20 protein-coding genes are annotated in these 19,194 nt (G+C 42.4%); 7 read left to right on the plus strand and 13 right to left on the minus strand.

Annotated features, from left to right (window positions below):
* Positions 1–576 precede the first annotated feature (576 nt).
* Positions 577–2,046 carry a SulP family inorganic anion transporter gene (locus ACQCV8_RS19710; RefSeq protein WP_426847169.1) on the plus strand — a complete coding sequence of 490 codons (1,470 nt, stop codon included), beginning with the start codon at positions 577–579 and terminating at the stop codon, positions 2,044–2,046.
* Between the two features lie 691 nt (positions 2,047–2,737).
* Positions 2,738–3,700 carry a hypothetical protein gene (locus ACQCV8_RS19715; RefSeq protein WP_426847187.1) on the plus strand — a complete coding sequence of 321 codons (963 nt, stop codon included), beginning with the start codon at positions 2,738–2,740 and terminating at the stop codon, positions 3,698–3,700.
* 1,242 nt (positions 3,701–4,942) lie between these two features.
* Here the strand turns inward: ACQCV8_RS19715 and ACQCV8_RS19720 are convergent.
* From ACQCV8_RS19720 to ACQCV8_RS19765, 10 genes are all read right to left on the minus strand, one after another.
* Positions 4,943–5,188, minus strand: coding sequence for a helix-turn-helix domain-containing protein (locus ACQCV8_RS19720; protein WP_426847170.1), 246 nt, complete (start codon positions 5,186–5,188; stop codon positions 4,943–4,945).
* A 32-nt stretch (positions 5,189–5,220) separates the two neighbouring features.
* Positions 5,221–5,493: an adhesin gene (locus ACQCV8_RS19725; protein WP_426847171.1), complete on the minus strand. Its 273-nt coding sequence runs from the start codon at positions 5,491–5,493 to the stop codon at positions 5,221–5,223.
* A 17-nt stretch (positions 5,494–5,510) separates the two neighbouring features.
* The gene (locus ACQCV8_RS19730; protein ID WP_426847172.1) at positions 5,511–5,933 is read right to left on the minus strand and encodes a protein-tyrosine phosphatase family protein; all 423 of its coding nucleotides are present in this window, start codon (positions 5,931–5,933) and stop codon (positions 5,511–5,513) included.
* A 15-nt stretch (positions 5,934–5,948) separates the two neighbouring features.
* Complete coding sequence (gene trxB, locus ACQCV8_RS19735) at positions 5,949–6,902, minus strand: thioredoxin-disulfide reductase (RefSeq protein WP_426847173.1); 954 nt, start codon at positions 6,900–6,902, stop codon at positions 5,949–5,951.
* A gap of 28 nt (positions 6,903–6,930) precedes the next feature.
* Positions 6,931–8,703 (minus strand): arsenical pump-driving ATPase, encoded by a 1,773-nt coding sequence (arsA, locus tag ACQCV8_RS19740; RefSeq protein ID WP_426847174.1) that lies wholly within the window; start codon positions 8,701–8,703, stop codon positions 6,931–6,933.
* 17 nt (positions 8,704–8,720) lie between these two features.
* On the minus strand, positions 8,721–9,083 hold the full coding sequence (gene arsD / locus ACQCV8_RS19745) for an arsenite efflux transporter metallochaperone ArsD (protein WP_426847175.1): 363 nt from the start codon (positions 9,081–9,083) through the stop codon (positions 8,721–8,723).
* 79 nt (positions 9,084–9,162) lie between these two features.
* On the minus strand, positions 9,163–9,582 hold the full coding sequence (gene arsC, locus ACQCV8_RS19750; RefSeq protein ID WP_426847176.1) for an arsenate reductase (thioredoxin): 420 nt from the start codon (positions 9,580–9,582) through the stop codon (positions 9,163–9,165).
* 30 nt (positions 9,583–9,612) lie between these two features.
* Positions 9,613–10,908 (minus strand): arsenic transporter, encoded by a 1,296-nt coding sequence (locus tag ACQCV8_RS19755; RefSeq protein ID WP_426847177.1) that lies wholly within the window; start codon positions 10,906–10,908, stop codon positions 9,613–9,615.
* A 13-nt stretch (positions 10,909–10,921) separates the two neighbouring features.
* Positions 10,922–11,272 carry an ArsR/SmtB family transcription factor gene (locus ACQCV8_RS19760; RefSeq protein ID WP_426847178.1) on the minus strand — a complete coding sequence of 117 codons (351 nt, stop codon included), beginning with the start codon at positions 11,270–11,272 and terminating at the stop codon, positions 10,922–10,924.
* Positions 11,273–11,815: 543 nt separating this feature from the next.
* Positions 11,816–13,225: a SpoVR family protein gene (locus ACQCV8_RS19765; RefSeq protein ID WP_426847179.1), complete on the minus strand. Its 1,410-nt coding sequence runs from the start codon at positions 13,223–13,225 to the stop codon at positions 11,816–11,818.
* 223 nt (positions 13,226–13,448) lie between these two features.
* Here ACQCV8_RS19765 and ACQCV8_RS19770 point away from each other — a divergent pair, with 223 nt between their 5' ends.
* The 4 genes from ACQCV8_RS19770 (at position 13,449) to ACQCV8_RS19785 (ending at position 16,689) form a co-directional block, all read left to right on the plus strand.
* Entirely contained in the window at positions 13,449–13,886 is a 438-nt protein-coding gene (locus ACQCV8_RS19770; RefSeq protein WP_426847180.1) for an RrF2 family transcriptional regulator, read from the plus strand.
* Between the two features lie 441 nt (positions 13,887–14,327).
* Positions 14,328–15,806 (plus strand): catalase, encoded by a 1,479-nt coding sequence (locus tag ACQCV8_RS19775; protein ID WP_426847181.1) that lies wholly within the window; start codon positions 14,328–14,330, stop codon positions 15,804–15,806.
* Positions 15,807–15,970: 164 nt separating this feature from the next.
* A complete protein-coding gene (locus tag ACQCV8_RS19780) occupies positions 15,971–16,345 on the plus strand; it encodes a hypothetical protein (protein WP_426847182.1) in 375 nt (124 codons plus the stop codon).
* A 56-nt stretch (positions 16,346–16,401) separates the two neighbouring features.
* The gene (locus tag ACQCV8_RS19785; RefSeq protein ID WP_426847183.1) at positions 16,402–16,689 is read left to right on the plus strand and encodes a hypothetical protein; all 288 of its coding nucleotides are present in this window, start codon (positions 16,402–16,404) and stop codon (positions 16,687–16,689) included.
* A 52-nt stretch (positions 16,690–16,741) separates the two neighbouring features.
* On the opposite strand, the gene ACQCV8_RS19790 is transcribed toward ACQCV8_RS19785, so the two are convergent.
* Both ACQCV8_RS19790 and ACQCV8_RS19795 read right to left on the minus strand, forming a co-directional pair.
* Entirely contained in the window at positions 16,742–17,635 is an 894-nt protein-coding gene (locus ACQCV8_RS19790) for an alpha/beta hydrolase (protein ID WP_426847184.1), read from the minus strand.
* A 61-nt stretch (positions 17,636–17,696) separates the two neighbouring features.
* Positions 17,697–18,020, minus strand: a complete 324-nt coding sequence (locus tag ACQCV8_RS19795) for a DUF3889 domain-containing protein (RefSeq protein WP_426847185.1) — start codon at positions 18,018–18,020, stop codon at positions 17,697–17,699.
* 173 nt (positions 18,021–18,193) lie between these two features.
* Between ACQCV8_RS19795 and ACQCV8_RS19800 the strand changes: the two genes are divergently transcribed.
* Positions 18,194–18,436 (plus strand): YhdB family protein, encoded by a 243-nt coding sequence (locus ACQCV8_RS19800; protein ID WP_426847188.1) that lies wholly within the window; start codon positions 18,194–18,196, stop codon positions 18,434–18,436.
* Positions 18,437–18,581: 145 nt separating this feature from the next.
* Here ACQCV8_RS19800 and ACQCV8_RS19805 read toward each other — a convergent pair whose 3' ends face one another.
* Positions 18,582–18,797: an NADPH-dependent FMN reductase gene (locus ACQCV8_RS19805; RefSeq protein ID WP_426847186.1), complete on the minus strand. Its 216-nt coding sequence runs from the start codon at positions 18,795–18,797 to the stop codon at positions 18,582–18,584.
* Between the last annotated feature and the right edge of the window lie 397 nt (positions 18,798–19,194).

Below are 19,194 nucleotides of genomic sequence, written 5' to 3' on the forward strand. Positions count from 1 at the left end.
TTCAATGCGACAATAAAAAAAAGAACAAAACATTTCGGATACTTGAAGCACCACAAACCTTACGGTTTTCAGTGGTACTCCGTATCCGACCTCACTTTCATCCCACACCTAAAGGAATGGGCTTTCCTGTTCGGAAAATCTGTAAAATTTGACTGTTGATTGCATCTCTCAGGCGTATGCTTATCCATAGGCGTGAAGTGGCCTGGATTCTCCACTGGCCTGGTCTCACCTGTACCGCTTCCCCCGCAGGACTCTCACTCCTTCAGCCTTTCGCTCCACATTCAGCATCATGCTTTTAAACTCATGATTCAAAGTCACTTGCTTATTATACTGAATCCTCTTTAACAAGAGCCTTAACTCGTTTTTTCCATTCATACGATGACAAAGTTCCCTTCAACAGATAATTCCCTCTTATAGATATGAGGAGAAAACCAGCGATTTTCATAGATAAGTATATAAGTTTCCGTTTACATTAAGTTACCATTGCCAAAAAAATCATGTTATAATCGCTTTTGTTACCAACGGCCCCGGCTTTCATGAGAGTTGAAAGTCATTAAATAGATTAGAAGAGGTGTTTTGCTTTTGAATCAAACAATTAAACAGCAATGGTTCGGCAATGTGAAGGGTGATGTTCTTTCAGGTATTGTCGTAGCGCTCGCTCTTATTCCTGAGGCCATTGCCTTTTCTATTATTGCAGGGGTGGATCCAATGATTGGACTCTATGCCTCCTTTTGTATTGCTGTCGTGATTGCCTTCGTTGGAGGAAGGCCCGGCATGATTTCTGCTGCAACCGGAGCGATGGCTCTTGTAATGGGCTCTCTCGTGGCGGATCACGGTTTACAGTACCTGTTAGCCGCTACGATTTTAACAGGAATTATTCAAATTGTACTCGGTATCCTTAAATTTGGCAGAGTCATGAAGTTCATTCCCCGCCCGGTTATGATCGGCTTTGTCAATGCACTTGCCATCTTAATTTTCTCTTCCCAGCTTCCGCATTTTGCTGGAGAATCATGGCCGATGTACGCGATGGCTGCCGGGGCACTTGCAATTATTTATCTGCTGCCTCTTGTAACGAAAGCCATCCCTTCTCCATTAGTGGCAATCATTGTGATTACGGTGGTTGCGGTGCTGACCGGCTCCGGTGTAAGGACGGTGGGAGACATGGGAGAGCTTTCACAATCTTTGCCTGTTTTCCTGCTTCCGGATATCCCGCTGACGTTTGAAACACTGCAGATTATTTTTCCATATTCCATCGCACTTGCCTTCGTAGGATTGCTGGAATCCCTTCTCACAGCCCAAATTGTCGATGATATGACAGACACAGGAAGTGATAAAAACAGAGAAGCAAAAGGGCAGGGCATTGCGAATATCGCTGCCGGCTTCTTCGGCGGAATGGCGGGATGTGCAATGATCGGGCAGTCTGTTATCAATGTTAAATCAGGAGGAAGAGGCAGACTTTCGACTCTTGTTGCCGGTGTTTTCCTGCTTGTTCTCATTGTCCTGTTAAATGATATCCTGATTCAAATTCCAATGGCTGCCCTTGTAGGGGTCATGATTATGGTTTCCATAGGGACCTTTGACTGGACCTCTCTTACCCGGCTTCATAAAGTACCGAAAACGGATTCTGCAGTCATGCTTGTGACGGTAGGCACGGTGGTCATCACCCATGATTTATCCAAAGGCGTACTTGCGGGTGTTATTCTAAGTGCGGTATTTTTTGCGGGACAAATCTCAAAAGTGCACGTCACTCATTCAGAGAACCACGCCAGTAAAACTTACACAGTCAGCGGGCAGATTTTTTTCGCATCCGTAACTGATTTAGTCGCTCAAATAGATCTTACCGATTGCAGCAAAAACATCCTGCTCGACCTTACCCATGCCCACATTTGGGATGATTCGGGGGTCGGCGCTATAGATAAAATAGTATTGAAGCTAAGACAAAATCAAAATGACGTCCAAGTGATCGGACTGAATGCCAAAAGCTCCGAACTGATTGAAAAAACGGCCGTATACAACCGTCCGGATGCAAAGGCGGCAAGCCATTAAAAAGAGAGGGAATTGTTGTCCTTAAAGCCGAATATTTCTTTGGAAAAAACATAAAAAATAATAAAACCGAACTATTACGAAGCTCTATACCAGAGTTTCAAATAATAGTTCGGTTTCTTTATTAGCTGAGAACCTTTAGTCCCATCCTCTTTTTTTATAACTGCAGGAGTGTTATGTGTTGAAATTATCCATTTATTTAGAATAAATGAGATGTGAAATGGATAATCGGCTTTTTTGATCCATTATTGTTTTTCACTCTTTTTTGTCCTTTTAATAAAGATGCCTTAAAGATGCTCGTACCCCGCTTTCCTGTGCACATTGTCCCTTCCATTGATTTTTCTTATCAACACCATTGGCAAACGTGAGGAAAAAAATGAACTTGAACAGTTTTTGGCTCAGCTGCATGGACGAGCTGCATAGACTATACTTGCAGGTAACTTGTGATAACCGGATTAAAGTAAGCTGCATCCTGTTTAGCCTGAACAGCTCCCTATGTAAAGGAATGTTCACTTATCCTATTTTTTAACTTTTCTATTATTCTTTTTTACTCTAGATGGCGCTTTAAAGGCTATTCTAAATTAACTATTATATTACAATTAATAGTAATTTATACCCATGATTATTGTTTTATTCGGTCTTATAATGATGAAGATTACAAGAAAATTTTCAGGGGGATCATGAATTGAGAAAAATGCTTATTACAGGGATCGCAGCAGCTATGCTGGCGGCACCGATTGTATCCGCTTCCGTACCTGCGTCTACCGCTCATGCCGCTGCAGCTGTTTCCACTTCTTCGTATAAGGAAGCGGTCAAGCAAGGGGACATTCTGGCAAAAGTGCTGGCAGCCTACCAAAAGGCTATTTCCAGCGGAGATATTGAAGCAATCAGCAATAAATATGACGGGTTTACAAAGCAGGTATCCATTGTAGAAAAGAGTATCGGAAAAGTATACGGGGCATCAAAACGGGCAGCATTTCTTGCCAAATACATTACCCCGGCAAAAGTAGAAAAATCCAGAACGATGTATGAAGTATCCCAATTCAGATTTCTTAATAAAATATTGGATCGTCTATACGCAGAGGAAGAGTACGAAACGTATGATTCAGATATGGCCAAATTCGAAAGATTGGCTGTGCGTACGGCAGAAGTGAAAAAAGCAGGTGGATTTAAGCCGCTTCCAGCTTCGGTGACTGCTGACCTGCGTATGGGAGAAGCCATTGCTGCAGGGGTAAACTTAAGCATTTATGAGTACACCGTCCAGTATTCCATTGATTCAGAAGCAGATCTGTACACGGCAGATGCATTCTATGATGACATGAACCGGTATCTTAAACAAACCGAAATAAAAATCGGGCATGTGTCTGGCAGGACAAACCGTACTGAGCTTCTGAAAGAATTTGTGAGCCCGGCGAAATCGACTTCACAGCGCATTAAATACGAAATCGAACAATTGCGTTTGCTGGATACGGTCTATGATCTTGCTGAGGCAGGCTTAAAAGAGGAAGCCAATGCTGAGTTCAGCAAATTGGAAGGCCTTAAAGTCAAGGCTGCTGAAATTAAAAAAGCCGGAGGGTTTAAGGCACTTCCAAAAGGCGTTTATACTGAGCTTGTAGCCTATGAAAAAGAATTGAAAGACATACTGGCAGAATTTTAAGATTTAAATCCACTTTAGCGGGATATTCTATAAGCTAAAAAAATGCAAAAGTGAAAATAAAATCTCAATGTAAATCACATAATTTCCGTTTAATGATTCACAGTATAATACTCATTTATATGAAGCTGGGTTTTGTCCCAGCCTCATTTATTTATATTGCTTATCCTATAGCTGTAACTGCATCTTGTAATGAATTAAATGGATCAGAAGGAGTTCCGTCACCGGGACCAGGAGCACTGGAATCTGCCAAGAAAATTAATTCTTCTCCCCGTATGAAATTACTCGGGCCTGTTGAGCATTTGCATTGTGGAGGGTAAAGTTACAGCCCTGAGGTGGCTGTATTCTTTCTAAACAGGAGTAAGCTTGTAGTAGCTTATATTTAGATTGCTGTAATTTCGATGGCTTCTGATTATTTCATTGGTGAAAAGATTGATTGTCAGCCATAGAAAAATTACCCCCCTTTCTTTATTTAGCTTATATTCAAGCTGGTCAAGTGTTAAGAAACTTTTCTGTTTCTACAATTTTTTAAATTGGTGTAGCGGCAGTACACCTGAAAATGTAAAGTTGATGAAGTAATAGTTACTTCCGAGACACAAATTTATACACTTTTGCTTGTTTAAAGATGTACAGAGTCATTCATTTACAATGATTCTTTACCCAAATTGGCCTGCAATGATTACTACCGTGGCGTAGTGTAGAACCTCGTGTAAAATGGCATTCAAAAGCTTTGGCTCCTAAAAGACTTCATTCCACTACTTAAAATTTACATTCGTTGTAAAGAAGGTGCTTCGTATTTATATCGCTAATAGGCTATTCGGAATAACAGCTCAGCGTTTTCCTGATCAATGGGCAGGTACCTAATTTTATATCTATGATTTACTATCTGTATTTACTTTAATGTTTGATCCTGCTTTCCAAACGTTTTCTAAACGGGCTCAACTTAAAATTCCGGATTAGGTCATGGTACTTTCTGGAATAGGGCTCATCCGGTTTTTGCTGTAGCGATGGCGATAGACGTCGCGAGGTGGAAACCATAAAAAAAATCCGAACTTATACGAAGTTCGAATTCGAATTAAACAATAGTTCGGACTTTTCTTTTGTTGATAACCTTTTTTCTCAACCTCATTGTATAATTATCAATAGTTTTATCTAACAGAAACCCAATAAAAAATACCTTTTCGCTATACTGATTTTTTGATCCAGCATAGGCTCAGCTCTCCTGACATTCGTAACTCATCGGATTCAGCTACATACTAAATTGGGAGGATCACACCAAATAACATGATTAAGCTCTTTAAATGGAATACCAAGCTCGCTTGACAGCATAGCTACCAGAGTCTCTGATGGATAAACCTCTCCCCGTTCAATTCTTTCAATGTAAGGTTTGGTAAAATTCAGCTTTTCCGCAAACTCTTCTTCGGTTAAACCAAGTTCAAGCCTTTTTTCTCTAATAAAAGCCCCATAGCTACTGCACGGTGAACCCAACATTTTCATTCCTCCTCTAATTCTTATTATTATTTTTAGCAATTGTTCTCTGGGAGACCAATTAGCATAAAACCATTTTCCTGAAAATCAAGGGTTATATCTTTTGCGGCATCCGCAGCCAACTGATCAATAGCTATTTGAATACCGTTAATTTGATAAACTTGGTCATCTTGGTTAGGCTCATCAAGTCCTAATCCTATTTGTGGTCCACAGCACCCCTGGCCCATGAAATAAATCCTCACGCAATTTGCCTGATTCTCTTCCATTGCTAGAATTAGCTGTTGCTTAGCTTCATTTGTAATCTCCATAAAAATGCACCTCGTTCCTATGAATATAGACGCTTTAGGGTATCTTTCATTTCGGGCTTCACTTGAATTGCCGCACGAATGGATTTCGCTTTTTCTTCTGCTTCTTCTATTGAACCGGCAAGACCCAAGTTCATCAAAGTCCCAATTGCAACGGTTCCTGTTCGATTTTTTCCGCCAGAGCAATGAAAATAAATATTCTTGTTTTCATCATAGGCTTTTTTGACTTCGTCCAATGCCCGTTTAACGGATTCATCCTGCTTCTCTTTATCATCGACAATTGGAAGATGTATTCTGTTATCCAGATGATGATTGTTTTTTGATTCTGCTCTTAAGTCGTAAATGACATCAATCTTTTCATTTTCCAATAATTCACTGATATCATCTGCACCCCCGATAAAGATGCGGTTTTTCACTAACTCCTGGTATGATTTCTTTTCCATTCTCATTCTTCCTCCCTATTCAGACAGAGACTCGCTCCAGTCATGGATTGCTTGCCCTTCAAGATAACGTTCAGTGTCTAATGCTGCCATACATCCAGAGCCTGCTGCGGTAATGGCCTGGCGGTAATCTTTATCCTGCACATCTCCGCACGCAAAGACGCCTTCCACACTTGTTTTAGTCGTGCCAGGCACCACATTTATGTAGCCTGCGGCATCTGTATCAATTTGTCCCCCAAGAAAGGCTGTATTCGGGTTATGGCCAATGGCTACAAATATTCCATCTGTTTCAATCAGCTTTTCTGTCCCCGTCACATTGTCGATTACTTTTAAGGCTGATACTTTTTGACCATCACTCATCACTTCAATTGGAGTTGAATCCAAACTCCACGTAATTTTAGGATTTTGCTTCGCACGGTCCTGCATAATTTTTGAAGCCCTTAGCTCCTTACGTCGATGTACTACAACTACCTCTGATGCAAATTTTGTAAGAAAACTCGCTTCTTCCATTGCAGAATCTCCGCCGCCTACAATCACAACTTTCTTTCCTCGGTAAAAAAATCCATCACACGTTGCACAGGTGCTCACACCCGAACCAATGTTTTCTTTTTCTCCTGGAATTCCAAGAAGCCTGGCTGATGCACCAGTTGATATGATAAGCGAGTCTGTAATAACCTCCCCAACACCATTAACTTGCAGTTTGAAGGGACGATCATTAAAATCAACAGATGTGACCCAGCCTCTTTTAAATTCAGCTCCAAATCGTTCGGCTTGCTTCCTCATATTGTCCATGAGCACAGGACCCGTAATTCCATCAACAAAACCAGGAAAATTCTCAACTTCTGTTGTCAGTGTCAATTGGCCTCCTGGCTGATCTCCTTCTATGATCAAGGGGCTCATATTTGCTCTCGCTAAATAGATAGCGGCGGTTAAACCTGCTGGACCAGTACCAAGTATTACAACTCTATTCATTACAAATCCTCCGTTTGCAGAAAATGTGCTACACCAGATATTCTAAAAGCTTATTGTATCCAATCTTTTCGTCCTCCATCCAAGGAATGATGGCTGTATTTTGCCCTAATTCTGTATAGACGCGCTGGATCCATTGTTTTTCTGAATGGGCTTTGCTTTTCAGTATTGGATCTTTCGTTTCTGCAGCCAGTAAACTTTGATTAATTACCCACCATTGAGGTACAATGCTTGCCCTCTTCAAATCAGCTTGCAATCGATTCGCTTCAAAAACAGGGGTTGCTTCAGGCAAAGTGACAATAACCACAGCTGTTTCCTTATGATTTCTAAGTCTTGGGAGCAGCTTCTTCACACTATCCGGCACTTCTCCTGATGCTCTTTCCATTTCTCTATGATAGGCCTCTGTTGCATCCAAAAGTAATAAAGTATGCCCGGTTGGTGCCGTATCAATAATCACAATATCCTGCTCAGAACGGTCCACCACATCTGCAAAGGCTCTGAAGACGGCTATTTCCTCTGTACAAGGAGAACTAAGATCTTCCTCTAAATAGGCAAGGCTTTCTTCATCCAGTTCTTTTTCACTTTTGGAGATCACTTCGCTCTTATACTTTTGAACTTCTGTTTCAGGATGAATTCTGCTGATAGTAAGAGTGTCTTTCATTTTGGAGTTGCTGAACATATAATCGAGATGTGCTGCTGGATCAGTTGTCGTCAAATGGACGCTGTGCCCTTTTTCTGCAAGTCCGACTGCAATTGCAGATGCAACCGTAGTTTTACCGACTCCTCCTTTTCCCATTGTAAAAATCACACGGGTGTTTTGTGCTGAGAAACGTTCAACCATTTCAGTCAGTCCATGCATGTTAAAAGCGGCCTCATCATTAGGAATATCATCTTCCAGATAATCCGTCTGCGGCAGAAAAAGATTACGCAATCTTTGAATCCCCGTTAATGAATAAGGAACAAAAGGCAACTGGTAATTCATGATTTGCTCTAAAGAGGAAGGAATTTTTTTCAAAGCTTCTCTCTGACGATTATAAAATGTGCTTGAAACCTCATCATCATTCCATTTCGATTGCAGCACGCCATTAATAATCAGGAGCTGATTACGGATTCCGATTTCTTTCAGCTCGCCTGCAGCACGATCGGCTTCAATCAAAGAAGCAGTATCTGGCCTCGCAACCAGAATCAGGGTTGTTTTTTCTTGATCGGATAATGCCTTGACAGCCTCTGAATAAGAAGTCTTTTTGTCCACCAGTCCAGATAATGGACCTAAACAGGATGCACCGCGGGTACTTTCTTTTAAATATTTCCCCCATGCGGACGGGAGCTGCAGCAGTCTAAGCGTGTGCCCCGTGGGCGCCGTGTCAAACAGAATATGATCAAATTCCCCCGAAATTTCTTTATTAATTAAGATGTTGGTAAATTCATCAAAAGCTGCAATTTCTGTTGTGCAAGCCCCTGACATCTGCTCTTCCATTTGGGCAATGACAGCAGACGGCAGCTTCCCGCGATAAGGACCAACTACCTTTTCCCGATAAGAAGACGCAGCCGTTTCCGGATCCAAGTTTAAAGCATATAAATTTGATACTCCCTGAATTTGCTTAGGTTTATCTGTTAAATCTGTTTCAAACACATCTTGCAGATTAGAGGCTGGGTCCGTACTGACAATTAGAACCTTTTTTCCCTGATCTGCAAGATATACAGCTGTAGCGCTCGCTACGGATGTCTTGCCGACTCCTCCCTTACCTGTAAAAAATAAATAAGGAACAGCAGGAAGATTATTTGGACGATATAACTCCGTCATCGGATTCCCTCCAGTTGTTATTTTTCTGTGTTTAATTTAAGCCGGATTTTCGGTTTTTGAAACACCAATTCCTTTTCATCAAAACCAAAGATTTCTGCAAAATCTTCATTAGAAGGATAGGTTTGAGTCCTATAGATTTCCCCGTTCAATAAAGTGACGGGAAGAATTTCGGGGCCATTCTTCTCTAATAAAGCTAAGATTTTCGGATGAGTCGAAAAAGCCTCTGGATCGTTTGCAAGGTTATACCGCTTAATGTTGTAGCCTTTATTTCCGAGCGTATAAACGGCTGAAGCCAAACGTGTTAGCTCTGGATCAATTCCAGGTCCGCATACACCTGTTGGGCAGCACATCGCCGGGTCAAATATTTGGATCGTGCTCATCTTATTCCCCTCCTGCATATAAGTATTTGCTTATATTATGTTTAAGAAAATAGCCGAGAGTGAACCCCCGGCTATTAGATTACTTCCCTGTTTCCGCAAAACGTTTAATCCGTTCCCCTATTTCATCACGGACCCGCTGGAATACAGCCCATTTTTCTTCATCTGTACCAGTTGCTTTCGCTGGATCCTCAAAGCCCCAGTGCTCACGGCGGACGTGAGGCGGCGTCATTGGACACTTGTCCGCAGCATCTCCGCAAAGTGTTACCACAAAATCAGCGTTATTCAAAATTTCGTTATCGATGATGTCTGATGTTTGATCTGTAATATCAATATCAACCTCATTCATCGCTTTTACAGCATTGGGATTTAGGCCGTGAGCTTCAATACCGGCGCTAAGTACGTTCCACTCATCCCCAAGGTATTTTTTTCCCCATGCTTCTGCCATTTGGCTGCGGCATGAATTTCCTGTGCAAAGAAAGTAAAGTGTTTTTTTAGACATAATGTAAGTCTCCTTTTGAATGTATTGGATTTAGAAAACCAACAGCCATAGATACAGGCCGATTAGCGTAATAAGAAGAGTCGGGACTGTTAAGATGATTCCCGTTCTAAAATAGGTTCCCCATGATATTTTAACACCCTTCAGCGAAAGAACATGAAGCCAGAGAAGGGTTGCGAGAGAACCGATCGGTGTGATTTTCGGCCCCAAATCCGAACCAATCACATTTGCATATATGAGTGCTTCCCGGGTGATGCCTGAGGTATCGGTATCAGCGATTGCCAGGGCATCAATCATGACAGTCGGCATGTTGTTCATGACAGATGAAAGAATCGCCGCAATAAAACCCATGCCAATCGTTGCTGCAAACAAACCTTGATCTGCCACGGCCTGTATCACGTCTGCAAGAACGCTTGTCAATCCAGCATTCCGAAGACCATATACAACTACGTACATCCCGATAGAGAAGAACACGATGGCCCATGGAGCGCCCTTTAGTACCTTACCCGTTGGAACTGCAGGACTTCTTTTCGCCATGAATAAAAAGAAAATCGCGATAATCCCGGCAATAATTGACACTGGAATTCCAATAAGTTCACTAATAAAATATCCAGCTAACAATACACCAAGCACGATCCATGAAAGTTTAAACATTTTCATATCCCTAATTGCTTCTTTCGGCTGTTTCAAACTGGTCACATCATAATTTTTCGGGATACTCTTTCTAAAGAAGAGGTACAAAACCAGGATGCTTGCTGCAAGCGAGAAGAAGTTAGGCACAATCATTCTGCTTGCATACTCGGCAAAGCCAATATTGAAGAAGTCAGCTGATACAATGTTCACCAGGTTACTGACGACAAGCGGAAGTGACGTTGTATCCGCGATAAATCCGCTAGCGATGATAAACGGAAAAACGAACTTTTCTTCAAAGTTTAAATTACGAACCATCGCCAGAACAATCGGTGTCAGAATAAGTGCTGCCCCGTCATTAGCAAAGAAAGCAGCGACTACAGCTCCCAGAATACTCACATAAACAAACATGCGGACTCCGCTGCCTTTTGCCGCTTTCGCCATATGCAGAGCAGACCATTCAAAGAATCCAATTTCATCTAATATCAAAGAAATAATAATAACCGCTATAAAGGTTAAAGTAGCATTCCATACGATGCCTGTTACATCCCATACATCCTGAAAGTCGACAACCCCAACGATAAGCGCAAGAACCGCACCGCCGCAGGCAGACCAGCCGATGGATAGATTCTTCGGCTGCCAAATCACAAGAATCAGGGTCAGAAGAAAAATCAAAGATGCTAAAATCACTGATGTCAAAAGGGTCCCTCCTTTATTCGCAAATTATTCGCAAGCCCTGCCTTTCAAGATCCTTCAGCTTTTGATCTTGATCCGGAATAAACTCAAGCAGATTTTGAACAAATTCATAAGTTTCACTTTCCTGGTTCAGCGAATAGAAAATCCACTGCCCATTTCGCTTTTCTTTCACAAGCCCCGCATCTTTCAATTTTCGTAAATGCTGGCTGATTGCAGGCTGGCTGGCTTGAAAAATCACGGTAAATTCACACACACAGCATTCATTTTTCTGAAGCATTTTCATCATTGTAAGCCGCGTTTTATCACCAAGCAGCTTCATTATGACCGTTGCCTGCCCCGTATCAATTGTTTTAGGCCGTACCTTCATCTGATGCACCTCCAAGGATCATGATATAACAAACCGCTTATATAAGCAATAACTTATATCAAAATTTTTCACCTCCTTTTTCATTTGCTGTCATATATATGCGATACATGTATTTTCTTATTTTATTAAGATCCTATTCGCATGGCTGACATCCCCCATCATGATTAATCCTGATACAAGCCTTTTGCTTAACCGATATTCCTGTGGTTTCTGCTTATAAGAGGGTATAAAAAGGAAACAGCTTTTAATGGGAGAAGAGGCAGATTGGAGAAAAGACAAATTACAGCAAAAGACTTTTCCGTTTACAATACACTCGTAAAGATCTATGCAGTCAATTAGAATGATTATGGAATTACTCCCTCCCAGTTCTGGATGAAAACCGGGCTTACTTCTTATGATGCTGCACCCTATGTATCTACTGACTGAACAAGCTAATGACTTTGGCGCTGGGATGAAGACGTACCACGGTCATTATTAATATTTTTAAAATTAAGGGTGAAGGATTTCCATTACAAAAAGCCGCTCTAAAGCGGCTCCCCTGCGTCACAAATACTTCCGATTAACACTCTTCCCATCATACGTAAACAGCACTTTCTTCCCTTCCAGCGTGCTTTCCATATGGACTGGCCGGCCCCAGAGCTTGTGAACATACGGCAGTACTTTCTCAAGATACTTAAGATCAAGTTCAATGTCTTCATACCAATGCTTAAGATACAACTCGTTGTTTTTCAGGTAATCTCCGTCATTGACAGTAATATACGGGAACCCTCCGTTCACGCGCATGCTCACGAGCTGATCGCGGACACCCTTCCAATCTTTGTCGACGACTTTGTAGTCCCTCCCCTGCTTTTGAAACAGGTACATGTCCTCGCGCAGGACGAGGTCTTTTGTCAAATAGTTCCGGATGAAGGAAATATCTGATTCGATTTCCCGCACCTCAAACATTTTCTCGCGGCCTGAGTTTGGTTTAATGCCGTTCCTTTTCATCTCATCGGTCGGTTTGTCATAGCGCTCTTCAATATCCTCAAAGATTTTCAGTCCCAGGTAATATGGATTGATGCTTGTTTTAGATGGAACAACCACACCAGCGTTCAGCTTTGCGTATTCGATTGCTTCGCTTGAGGTCAGATCAAGCTCTCTCATGATGCGCTGATGCCAGTAGGAAGCCCAGCCTTCATTCATGATTTTCGTTTCAAGCTGAGGCCAGAAATACAGCATTTCTTCCCGCATCATCGTTAGAATATCACGCTGCCAATCTTCCAGCTCACGGCTGTATTCTTCTATAAATAGCAGCAGATCCTTCTCAGGAGAAGGGGGAAAATGTTTTTTCCGTTTCTTTTTCTTCTCATTTTTTTCGTTTTTGCTGTCGAGTTTCCATAAATCGTCATATGGACTGCTTTTCGGCTCATCCTCTTCATCATCATCATCCATGCTCCAGGAGAGCTTTGGTCTCATCAGGGAAGGATCAATATGTTCCTGAATGGCAAGAACCGCATCAAGAAAGTCCTCAACCTCTTTTCTTCCATAAAGCACTTCATAGTGTTTAACTCTCTCTGCAGTAGCGGCCATGCTTTCAACCATATCCCTTTTTGTGTTGCCGAAGCGGCAATTGTTTTTAAAGAAGTCACAATGAGCGAGTACATGGGCAACAATCAATTTGTTTTGTATAAGTGAGTTCGTATCCAGTAAAAAGGCATAGCACGGATCTGAGTTGATAACCAGTTCGTAAATTTTGCTTAAACCCAGATCGTAATGAATTTTCATTTTATGAAACTGCTTACCATGGCTCCAATGGGAAAATCTGGTTGGCATTCCGTAGGCACCAAAAGTATAAATAATGTCCGCCGGACAAATTTCGTAGCGCATCGGATAGTAATCCAGTCCAAACCCGTTGGCAACTTCCGTAATCTGTTCAATTGCATACTGAAGGGATTCATGCCCTGATCCGCTCAAACGTTCTTCCCCCTTATCACTTTCTTACCTAAATGTATGAGCCCGGTTAGGAAAAAATGAAACGGAGAGCTGTATTCCTTATCCTTCCAAAACGGTTTTGGATCACTTTCCAGGAAACATTTCACATAAAATTCATAATTAGACTTGAATTAGAGTATTCTTTCTCGATTTAATTCGACAGTGTGATACTATTAAAGTAAGATTCTAAAGCGGAGTTGTAGATATGAGATTGACTAATTATACCGACTATTCGCTGCGGGTCCTCATCTATCTTGCAGCGAAGGATAAAGAAAAGCTGTCCAACATCAAAGAAATTGCAGACGTTTACGGCATCTCCAAGAACCATTTGATGAAAGTGACGTATGATCTCGGTAAAATGGGACTGCTGAACACCACCCGCGGTCGAAATGGCGGAATCCAGCTTGCTCTTGATCCTTCCGATATTAATATAGGTGCGGTTGTGCGGAAAACGGAAGATGATTTTAATCTGGTTGAATGCTTTGATCAGGAAAATAACCATTGTGTCATATCCCCTGCGTGCGGATTGAAACATGTACTGAATAAAGCGCTTCAGTCCTACATGCAAATTTTAGACAGCTACACGCTTGCTGATTTAGTAAAAAATCAGCGACAGCTGCAAAATGTACTGTTCACCAGCTGAAAATGGCCGCCCGTTACTCACCACAGTGACACAAGGGCGGTTTTTTATATGAATAATTTTTCTGTCCCGCATTTGAGGCATTTATTTTCAGCATACTTCGCTTTTTCTCAATTAACTCCCCTTCCATCCAACTCCTGATTTTTAATTTGTCTGTTGGCTGCTGCTGGCAGTCGTTCCCTTATGCTCGGGCTGGCGGTAAGCCTGCTTGCCGTTTGGCGCCAGCGGTGTTTAACCTGTCCCGCTGCGCTTCACTCCTTCTGCTGCTGCATCATTACGATGCTATAACAAAGCGTATTTTTTATACTTGCTTACCAAGTAATCCGAAATAGACTAAACTTTTTTAAATCACTCTTACATTAAAATAATTATAATTAGATATTGACTACTAAAATATAAACTATATAATATTAATTATTGTTTGATAGAAAGGGTGGACTTGCTATGACAGAAAATAATCGTTCAAATTTAACGACAAATCAAGGTGTGCCGGTAGGCGATAACCAAAATTCAAGAACAGCCGGGCAGCGCGGGCCCACACTTTTAGAAGACTACCATTTGCTCGAAAAAATTGCGCACTTTGACAGGGAGCGGATTCCGGAGCGTGTCGTTCATGCCCGGGGATCCGGTGCTTACGGTGTGTTTAAGACGGAAACGAGCATGTTCCCGTTCACCCGTGCAGATTTCTTAAGTGAAGAAGGAAGAGAAACTCCGGTATTCGTACGTTTCTCCACGGTTATCCATTCAAAGGGTTCGCCTGAAACTCTTCGCGATCCGCGCGGATTTGCCGTTAAATTTTATACAAACGAAGGAAACTATGACCTTGTCGGAAACCACTTGCCCGTTTTCTTTATCCGGGATGCGATGAAGTTTCCGGATATGGTCCATGCTTTAAAACCAGCTCCTGATACGAACATTCAGGATCCGGACCGCTACTGGGATTTCATGTCTCTTACACCGGAATCCACTAATATGATGACGTTCCTGTTCTCTGACTATGGAACTCCAGCGGGATACCGTCATATGGAGGGCTTCGGCGTACATACCTTTAAATGGGTAAATGCACAAGGGAATGTTGTCTACGTGAAATACCACTGGAAACCGGTTCAGGGTGTTAAAAACCTCACTGCTGAAGAAGCAGCCGAAATTCAAAAAACAGATTTTAACCATGCAACCCGCGATCTGCATGACGCAATCGAGCGCGGCGAATTCCCGGAATGGGAGCTTCACGTTCAAATTATGCCTATTGATGAATACGACAGCCTTGATTTTGATCCCTGCGATCCAACGAAAACCTGGCCTGAGGATGAGTACCCGCTTCAAAAAGCCGGGACAATGACGTTAAACCGCAATCCTGAAAACTTTTTTGCAGATGTGGAGCAGTCTGCATTCTCCCCCAGCGCATTGGTTCCAGGGATTGAAGCCTCTGAAGACAAACTTCTTCAAGGCCGTTTGTTCTCCTACCCGGATACTCAGCGCCACCGTCTCGGGCCAAACTATATGCAGATTCCGGTGAACTGCCCGTATGCGCCTGTCCGCAACAACCAGCGCGATGGATTTATGCAGACAAACCAGCAGACGTCACCTGTTAACTATGAACCGACCAGGCATGCCGATGCCCCTCAGGAAGCACCAGCCTTCCGCGACAGTGTTCAGCCGCTGCCGTCCGGCTATATTACGAGGGAAAAAATTGAAAAACCAAATGACTTTAAACAAGCCGGTGAAAAATACCGCAGCTATACGAAAGAAGAGCAGGACAATTTAATTAAAAACTTAACCGATGACCTTCAAAATGTTCACGAGCGAACAAAGCTGCTTGTAATCTGCAACTTTTACCGGGCAGATGCCGAATACGGACAGCGCCTTGCCGATTCCCTTGGAATGGATATCAGCGCCTATACAGCTCAGCTCAGCAGGATGTAAAGACACAAATCACAGAAAGCTGTCCCGGATTCATAAGGGACAGCTTCTTTTTTTACCGCTTTTGCTAGTTTCTAAAAAAAATGATAGAAAGCTCATATAAACACACAGACAGGCTTCTGCTTATCAGAATACCCTATAGCAATAAGAACGAAGGAGGTGTTTAAATGAGCTACAAAAAACCTTACCTTTCTAAGCATGTAAATGTGGATAACCACTCTAAAAGCAAAAGCTATTCAGACAGCGATGCAGACAGCTACAGCAAAGCTTACAATGACAGCAAAAGCAAAGCCTACTCTGACAGCAACAGCAAAGCCTATAATAAATCTGCTTCTGAATCCGATAATGATACAGCAGTAAAAAGTGAAGCCAAGGTGTATGACAGCGGAAACTCTTATGTAAAAGTTTATGTCAGTTCCGAAAGCGATGCCCACACGAAAGCCAGACAGGACCAGGATAACGACCAGGATCAGCACACCTATCAAAAAAACAAACAGTATGCTAAAGCAAACTTCGAGGAAGACGGGAAAGGCCGTCATTAAAAAAGGACAAACAGGCGGGCATTTTCTTGTCTGCCTGCCTGAAAAGGAGAATGTGTATGGAAACCCCAAGAGATTTTCGAAACGGAAAAAAGTATCCTTCCCAAACGGAGCTTGTGCAGCTTGCTTCCGTAAGCCATAGTGGAAATTCTGACGTTGATGTAAGTGTAAACGTAGATACGATGCCAATCGCTTTTGCGCTTATGTATAATATGTACGCGTCCAATCAAATGTCAAAGCAGCAGTTTGACGAAGGGATCAAAAAGCTGAAGGCTTTCCAATCAGGAAACAAACCGCCGCGTCCGGATAAAAGCGTTTTGGATTCAGTAAAATTTTATCCAAATTAAAGGGAAAGGTTCTGCCTTCCTTTACATAAAAAAGCAATAAGACGTTAAAGCCTTATTGCAGTGACTCTTGAAGAAGTTCAGAAAACTGCTCTGGATACGTATGAGCCATTTCTTTGAATTCCATAAATCTGCAAACAACCCTCTGTTTTTCAAGCCTCTCCTTCAATTCCATGGTATCCTCCCAGAATGGATCTTCTGTACCTGCAATGATCCAGCCGCTCACTCCAGGTGCTGCTTTCATATGCAGATCATCTTCCCGAATAGCCGGCACTACAGCATAAAACTCATTTGTTCTGTCCAGCTCTCCCGACAAAGCCAATTGAATCGCTGTTTTACCCCCTTGGGAAAAACCAGCGATCAAAATCCGTTTTACATCCGGGTAGTCTTTAAGTATTTTGCTGATAACTTCTTTGATCTCAACTTGCGCCCGCTCCCCATCATCCCAGCTGTACGCATTATAGCCAACTGTCTGAGAGGATTGAGGGAAGGCAAACAAATAATCCCGAACAGACATTTCGTTCATCCAATACGGAATCGTGTCCTCCATACTCCCTCCCCTTCCGTGCAATACGACAATGGCTGCGGATGGATCCTGGCTTCCATGAAATTCCACCAATGGTTTCGCTTCTTTTAAAGCTTCTTCTTTACGCTTTTCACAGTCCCGAACTAAAGCGTTAAATGACTTTCTATCCTGAAGAGGAGACAGGTCCGGATCATTTTTTAGCAGATCAGGATTCCACCAAAACCCCCGGTCAAAGGCGTTCTGCAGCGTCTTCATTGCATCCTCCTGCTGATTGAGTATACATTGCAGACACGCTTTCCAAAAGCTGAACTTGTGAAGCTTTTCAGGGTAGTTTGGCTCCTCTTGAACAAGCAAAGCATAAGCCTCATCCCAATCCTTTTTCAGAAATAAGGAAATCAGCTTCTTTTCCACCTCATGAAACATGTTCGATCCGCTCCTTCCCGCTTATGCCTACCTTTACCACTGGAATGAAAAGAAGAAACGTTCAAATCTTTTTTACATGTGCCCGTTTAGGTTTGCTTGTTTCACGATTTACCGTCACTTCTACTATAAGGGTAATAGGGGTCCGGTTTTTTCCTGCGGCTTCTACCCGATAGAAATCCATCGCATCCCTTCCATGCGTTTTTCTTCCTTCATAGGAAAAATGATGAATGGCCGCCTCTGGAAAGCTTCCCTGCACAGCTTGAAGCGCATATTCTCCTTCTTCAATCAGCATCTCCTCTTTGTGCCAATAAAGTCCTGCCGAATCTACACAAAAGACCGCAAATAAGAAGAAGGCAAACGCCTTTAGTAAAAATGATGATTTCATGCCATTTCCTCCGCTTCGTTTGTGTTCTTATTGTGCCCTTATTGAAGCCGAATAATCTTATACTGAACAGTAACTCCCAGCCGAATGGAGCGGGGAAGGCAACATTTCCCCTGCAAGTGAATGGTTTTTCAGCACACATTAAGAAGGACTCCTATAAGAGGGAGGAAATCATGTTGGATATGGTGGACTATGACAAGGCTTTGTATTATACGCATCGATCCCAATGGGATAATTTACTGATTTTAATGGTGCGCACCCATGATGATTTTCTTTCAAAAAAAATCGAACACTTTCTTCATGCTTATAATTTCGAACATGATTACACCATGATTGAACAAAATCTTTACGGGCTGCTTCGTTACATTGACCATGCATCCCATTCTGAAATTCAGGAACAAGCTGTTCCTTTCACATAGATGAATGAAAAAAGGAAGGCAGTCCGCTCGAGCGGCTGCCTTCCTTCTTTTGCTTATGTATGGCTTCAAAATTTGTTTTGAAATTTCCACATAAAGAGCAAGTTTGTCCATTAGCTCTTTCACTAAGGCAAGTTTTTCATTTATATTAAAGCAATGGGAGCTGCCAGGCAATCGTGGAGGTGCAGAGCGCCTGCATGATGGTTCTCATCTGATGTAATGTATGGATCCCGCCTCTTCCTCCGCCAGCTGCGGATACTAAAGCAACCGGTTTTCGGGCAAAATAACTGCTGTCTAGAAAGTCAGGAGCATTTTTTATAGCACCGGGCATTCCTCCTTGGTATTCCGGGGACGCCCTCTGCATTTTCCGCTGCCTCTTTCAGCTTTTTCATTTAAGGCCCGGCTGCCTGGTTTTCTTTTCCGTTATAAAGCGGCAGTGCCAGCTGAAAAGGATCAATCAATTCAGTTTTATGGTTTTTGCCTTCCTTTATGGCCTTATAGTTGTGGCCAAGTCGCAAAAATCAGGAGTATAGGGTGTACGGCGATTAAATCGCAGGGGGACGCTTGCAATAGCTTTCTGAACTTGACGATATTGGGTCGGTGCTTTGATTTTATTGTCCGTATTCGGGTTTTATTGTCCGTATTCTGATTTTATTGTCCGTACTCTGATTTTATTGTCCGTACTTTTCATATAAAGACTTTTCGGCATAATTCGAGCATGTTCGCGCCGTTCTAAGTGCAGAAATCCCACCCAGTTTTGT

It is taken from the genome of Metabacillus sp. 84, assembly GCF_050107715.1.
GTDB lineage: Bacteria > Bacillota > Bacilli > Bacillales > Bacillaceae > Metabacillus_B.

Coding starts and splice junctions, on each gene's coding strand:
- ACQCV8_RS19715 (WP_426847187.1), top strand. CDS start 2,738: ATGCTTATTACAGGGATCGCAGCAGCTATGCTGGCGGCACCGATTGTA.
- ACQCV8_RS19720 (WP_426847170.1), bottom strand. CDS start 5,188: ATGTTGGGTTCACCGTGCAGTAGCTATGGGGCTTTTATTAGAGAAAAA.
- ACQCV8_RS19725 (WP_426847171.1), bottom strand. CDS start 5,493: ATGGAGATTACAAATGAAGCTAAGCAACAGCTAATTCTAGCAATGGAA.
- ACQCV8_RS19730 (WP_426847172.1), bottom strand. CDS start 5,933: ATGGAAAAGAAATCATACCAGGAGTTAGTGAAAAACCGCATCTTTATC.
- trxB (WP_426847173.1), bottom strand. CDS start 6,902: ATGAATAGAGTTGTAATACTTGGTACTGGTCCAGCAGGTTTAACCGCC.
- arsA (WP_426847174.1), bottom strand. CDS start 8,703: ATGACGGAGTTATATCGTCCAAATAATCTTCCTGCTGTTCCTTATTTA.
- arsD (WP_426847175.1), bottom strand. CDS start 9,083: ATGAGCACGATCCAAATATTTGACCCGGCGATGTGCTGCCCAACAGGT.
- arsC (WP_426847176.1), bottom strand. CDS start 9,582: ATGTCTAAAAAAACACTTTACTTTCTTTGCACAGGAAATTCATGCCGC.
- ACQCV8_RS19760 (WP_426847178.1), bottom strand. CDS start 11,272: ATGAAGGTACGGCCTAAAACAATTGATACGGGGCAGGCAACGGTCATA.
- ACQCV8_RS19770 (WP_426847180.1), top strand. CDS start 13,449: ATGAGATTGACTAATTATACCGACTATTCGCTGCGGGTCCTCATCTAT.
- ACQCV8_RS19775 (WP_426847181.1), top strand. CDS start 14,328: ATGACAGAAAATAATCGTTCAAATTTAACGACAAATCAAGGTGTGCCG.
- ACQCV8_RS19780 (WP_426847182.1), top strand. CDS start 15,971: ATGAGCTACAAAAAACCTTACCTTTCTAAGCATGTAAATGTGGATAAC.
- ACQCV8_RS19785 (WP_426847183.1), top strand. CDS start 16,402: ATGGAAACCCCAAGAGATTTTCGAAACGGAAAAAAGTATCCTTCCCAA.
- ACQCV8_RS19790 (WP_426847184.1), bottom strand. CDS start 17,635: ATGTTTCATGAGGTGGAAAAGAAGCTGATTTCCTTATTTCTGAAAAAG.
- ACQCV8_RS19795 (WP_426847185.1), bottom strand. CDS start 18,020: ATGAAATCATCATTTTTACTAAAGGCGTTTGCCTTCTTCTTATTTGCG.
- ACQCV8_RS19805 (WP_426847186.1), bottom strand. CDS start 18,797: ATGCAGAGGGCGTCCCCGGAATACCAAGGAGGAATGCCCGGTGCTATA.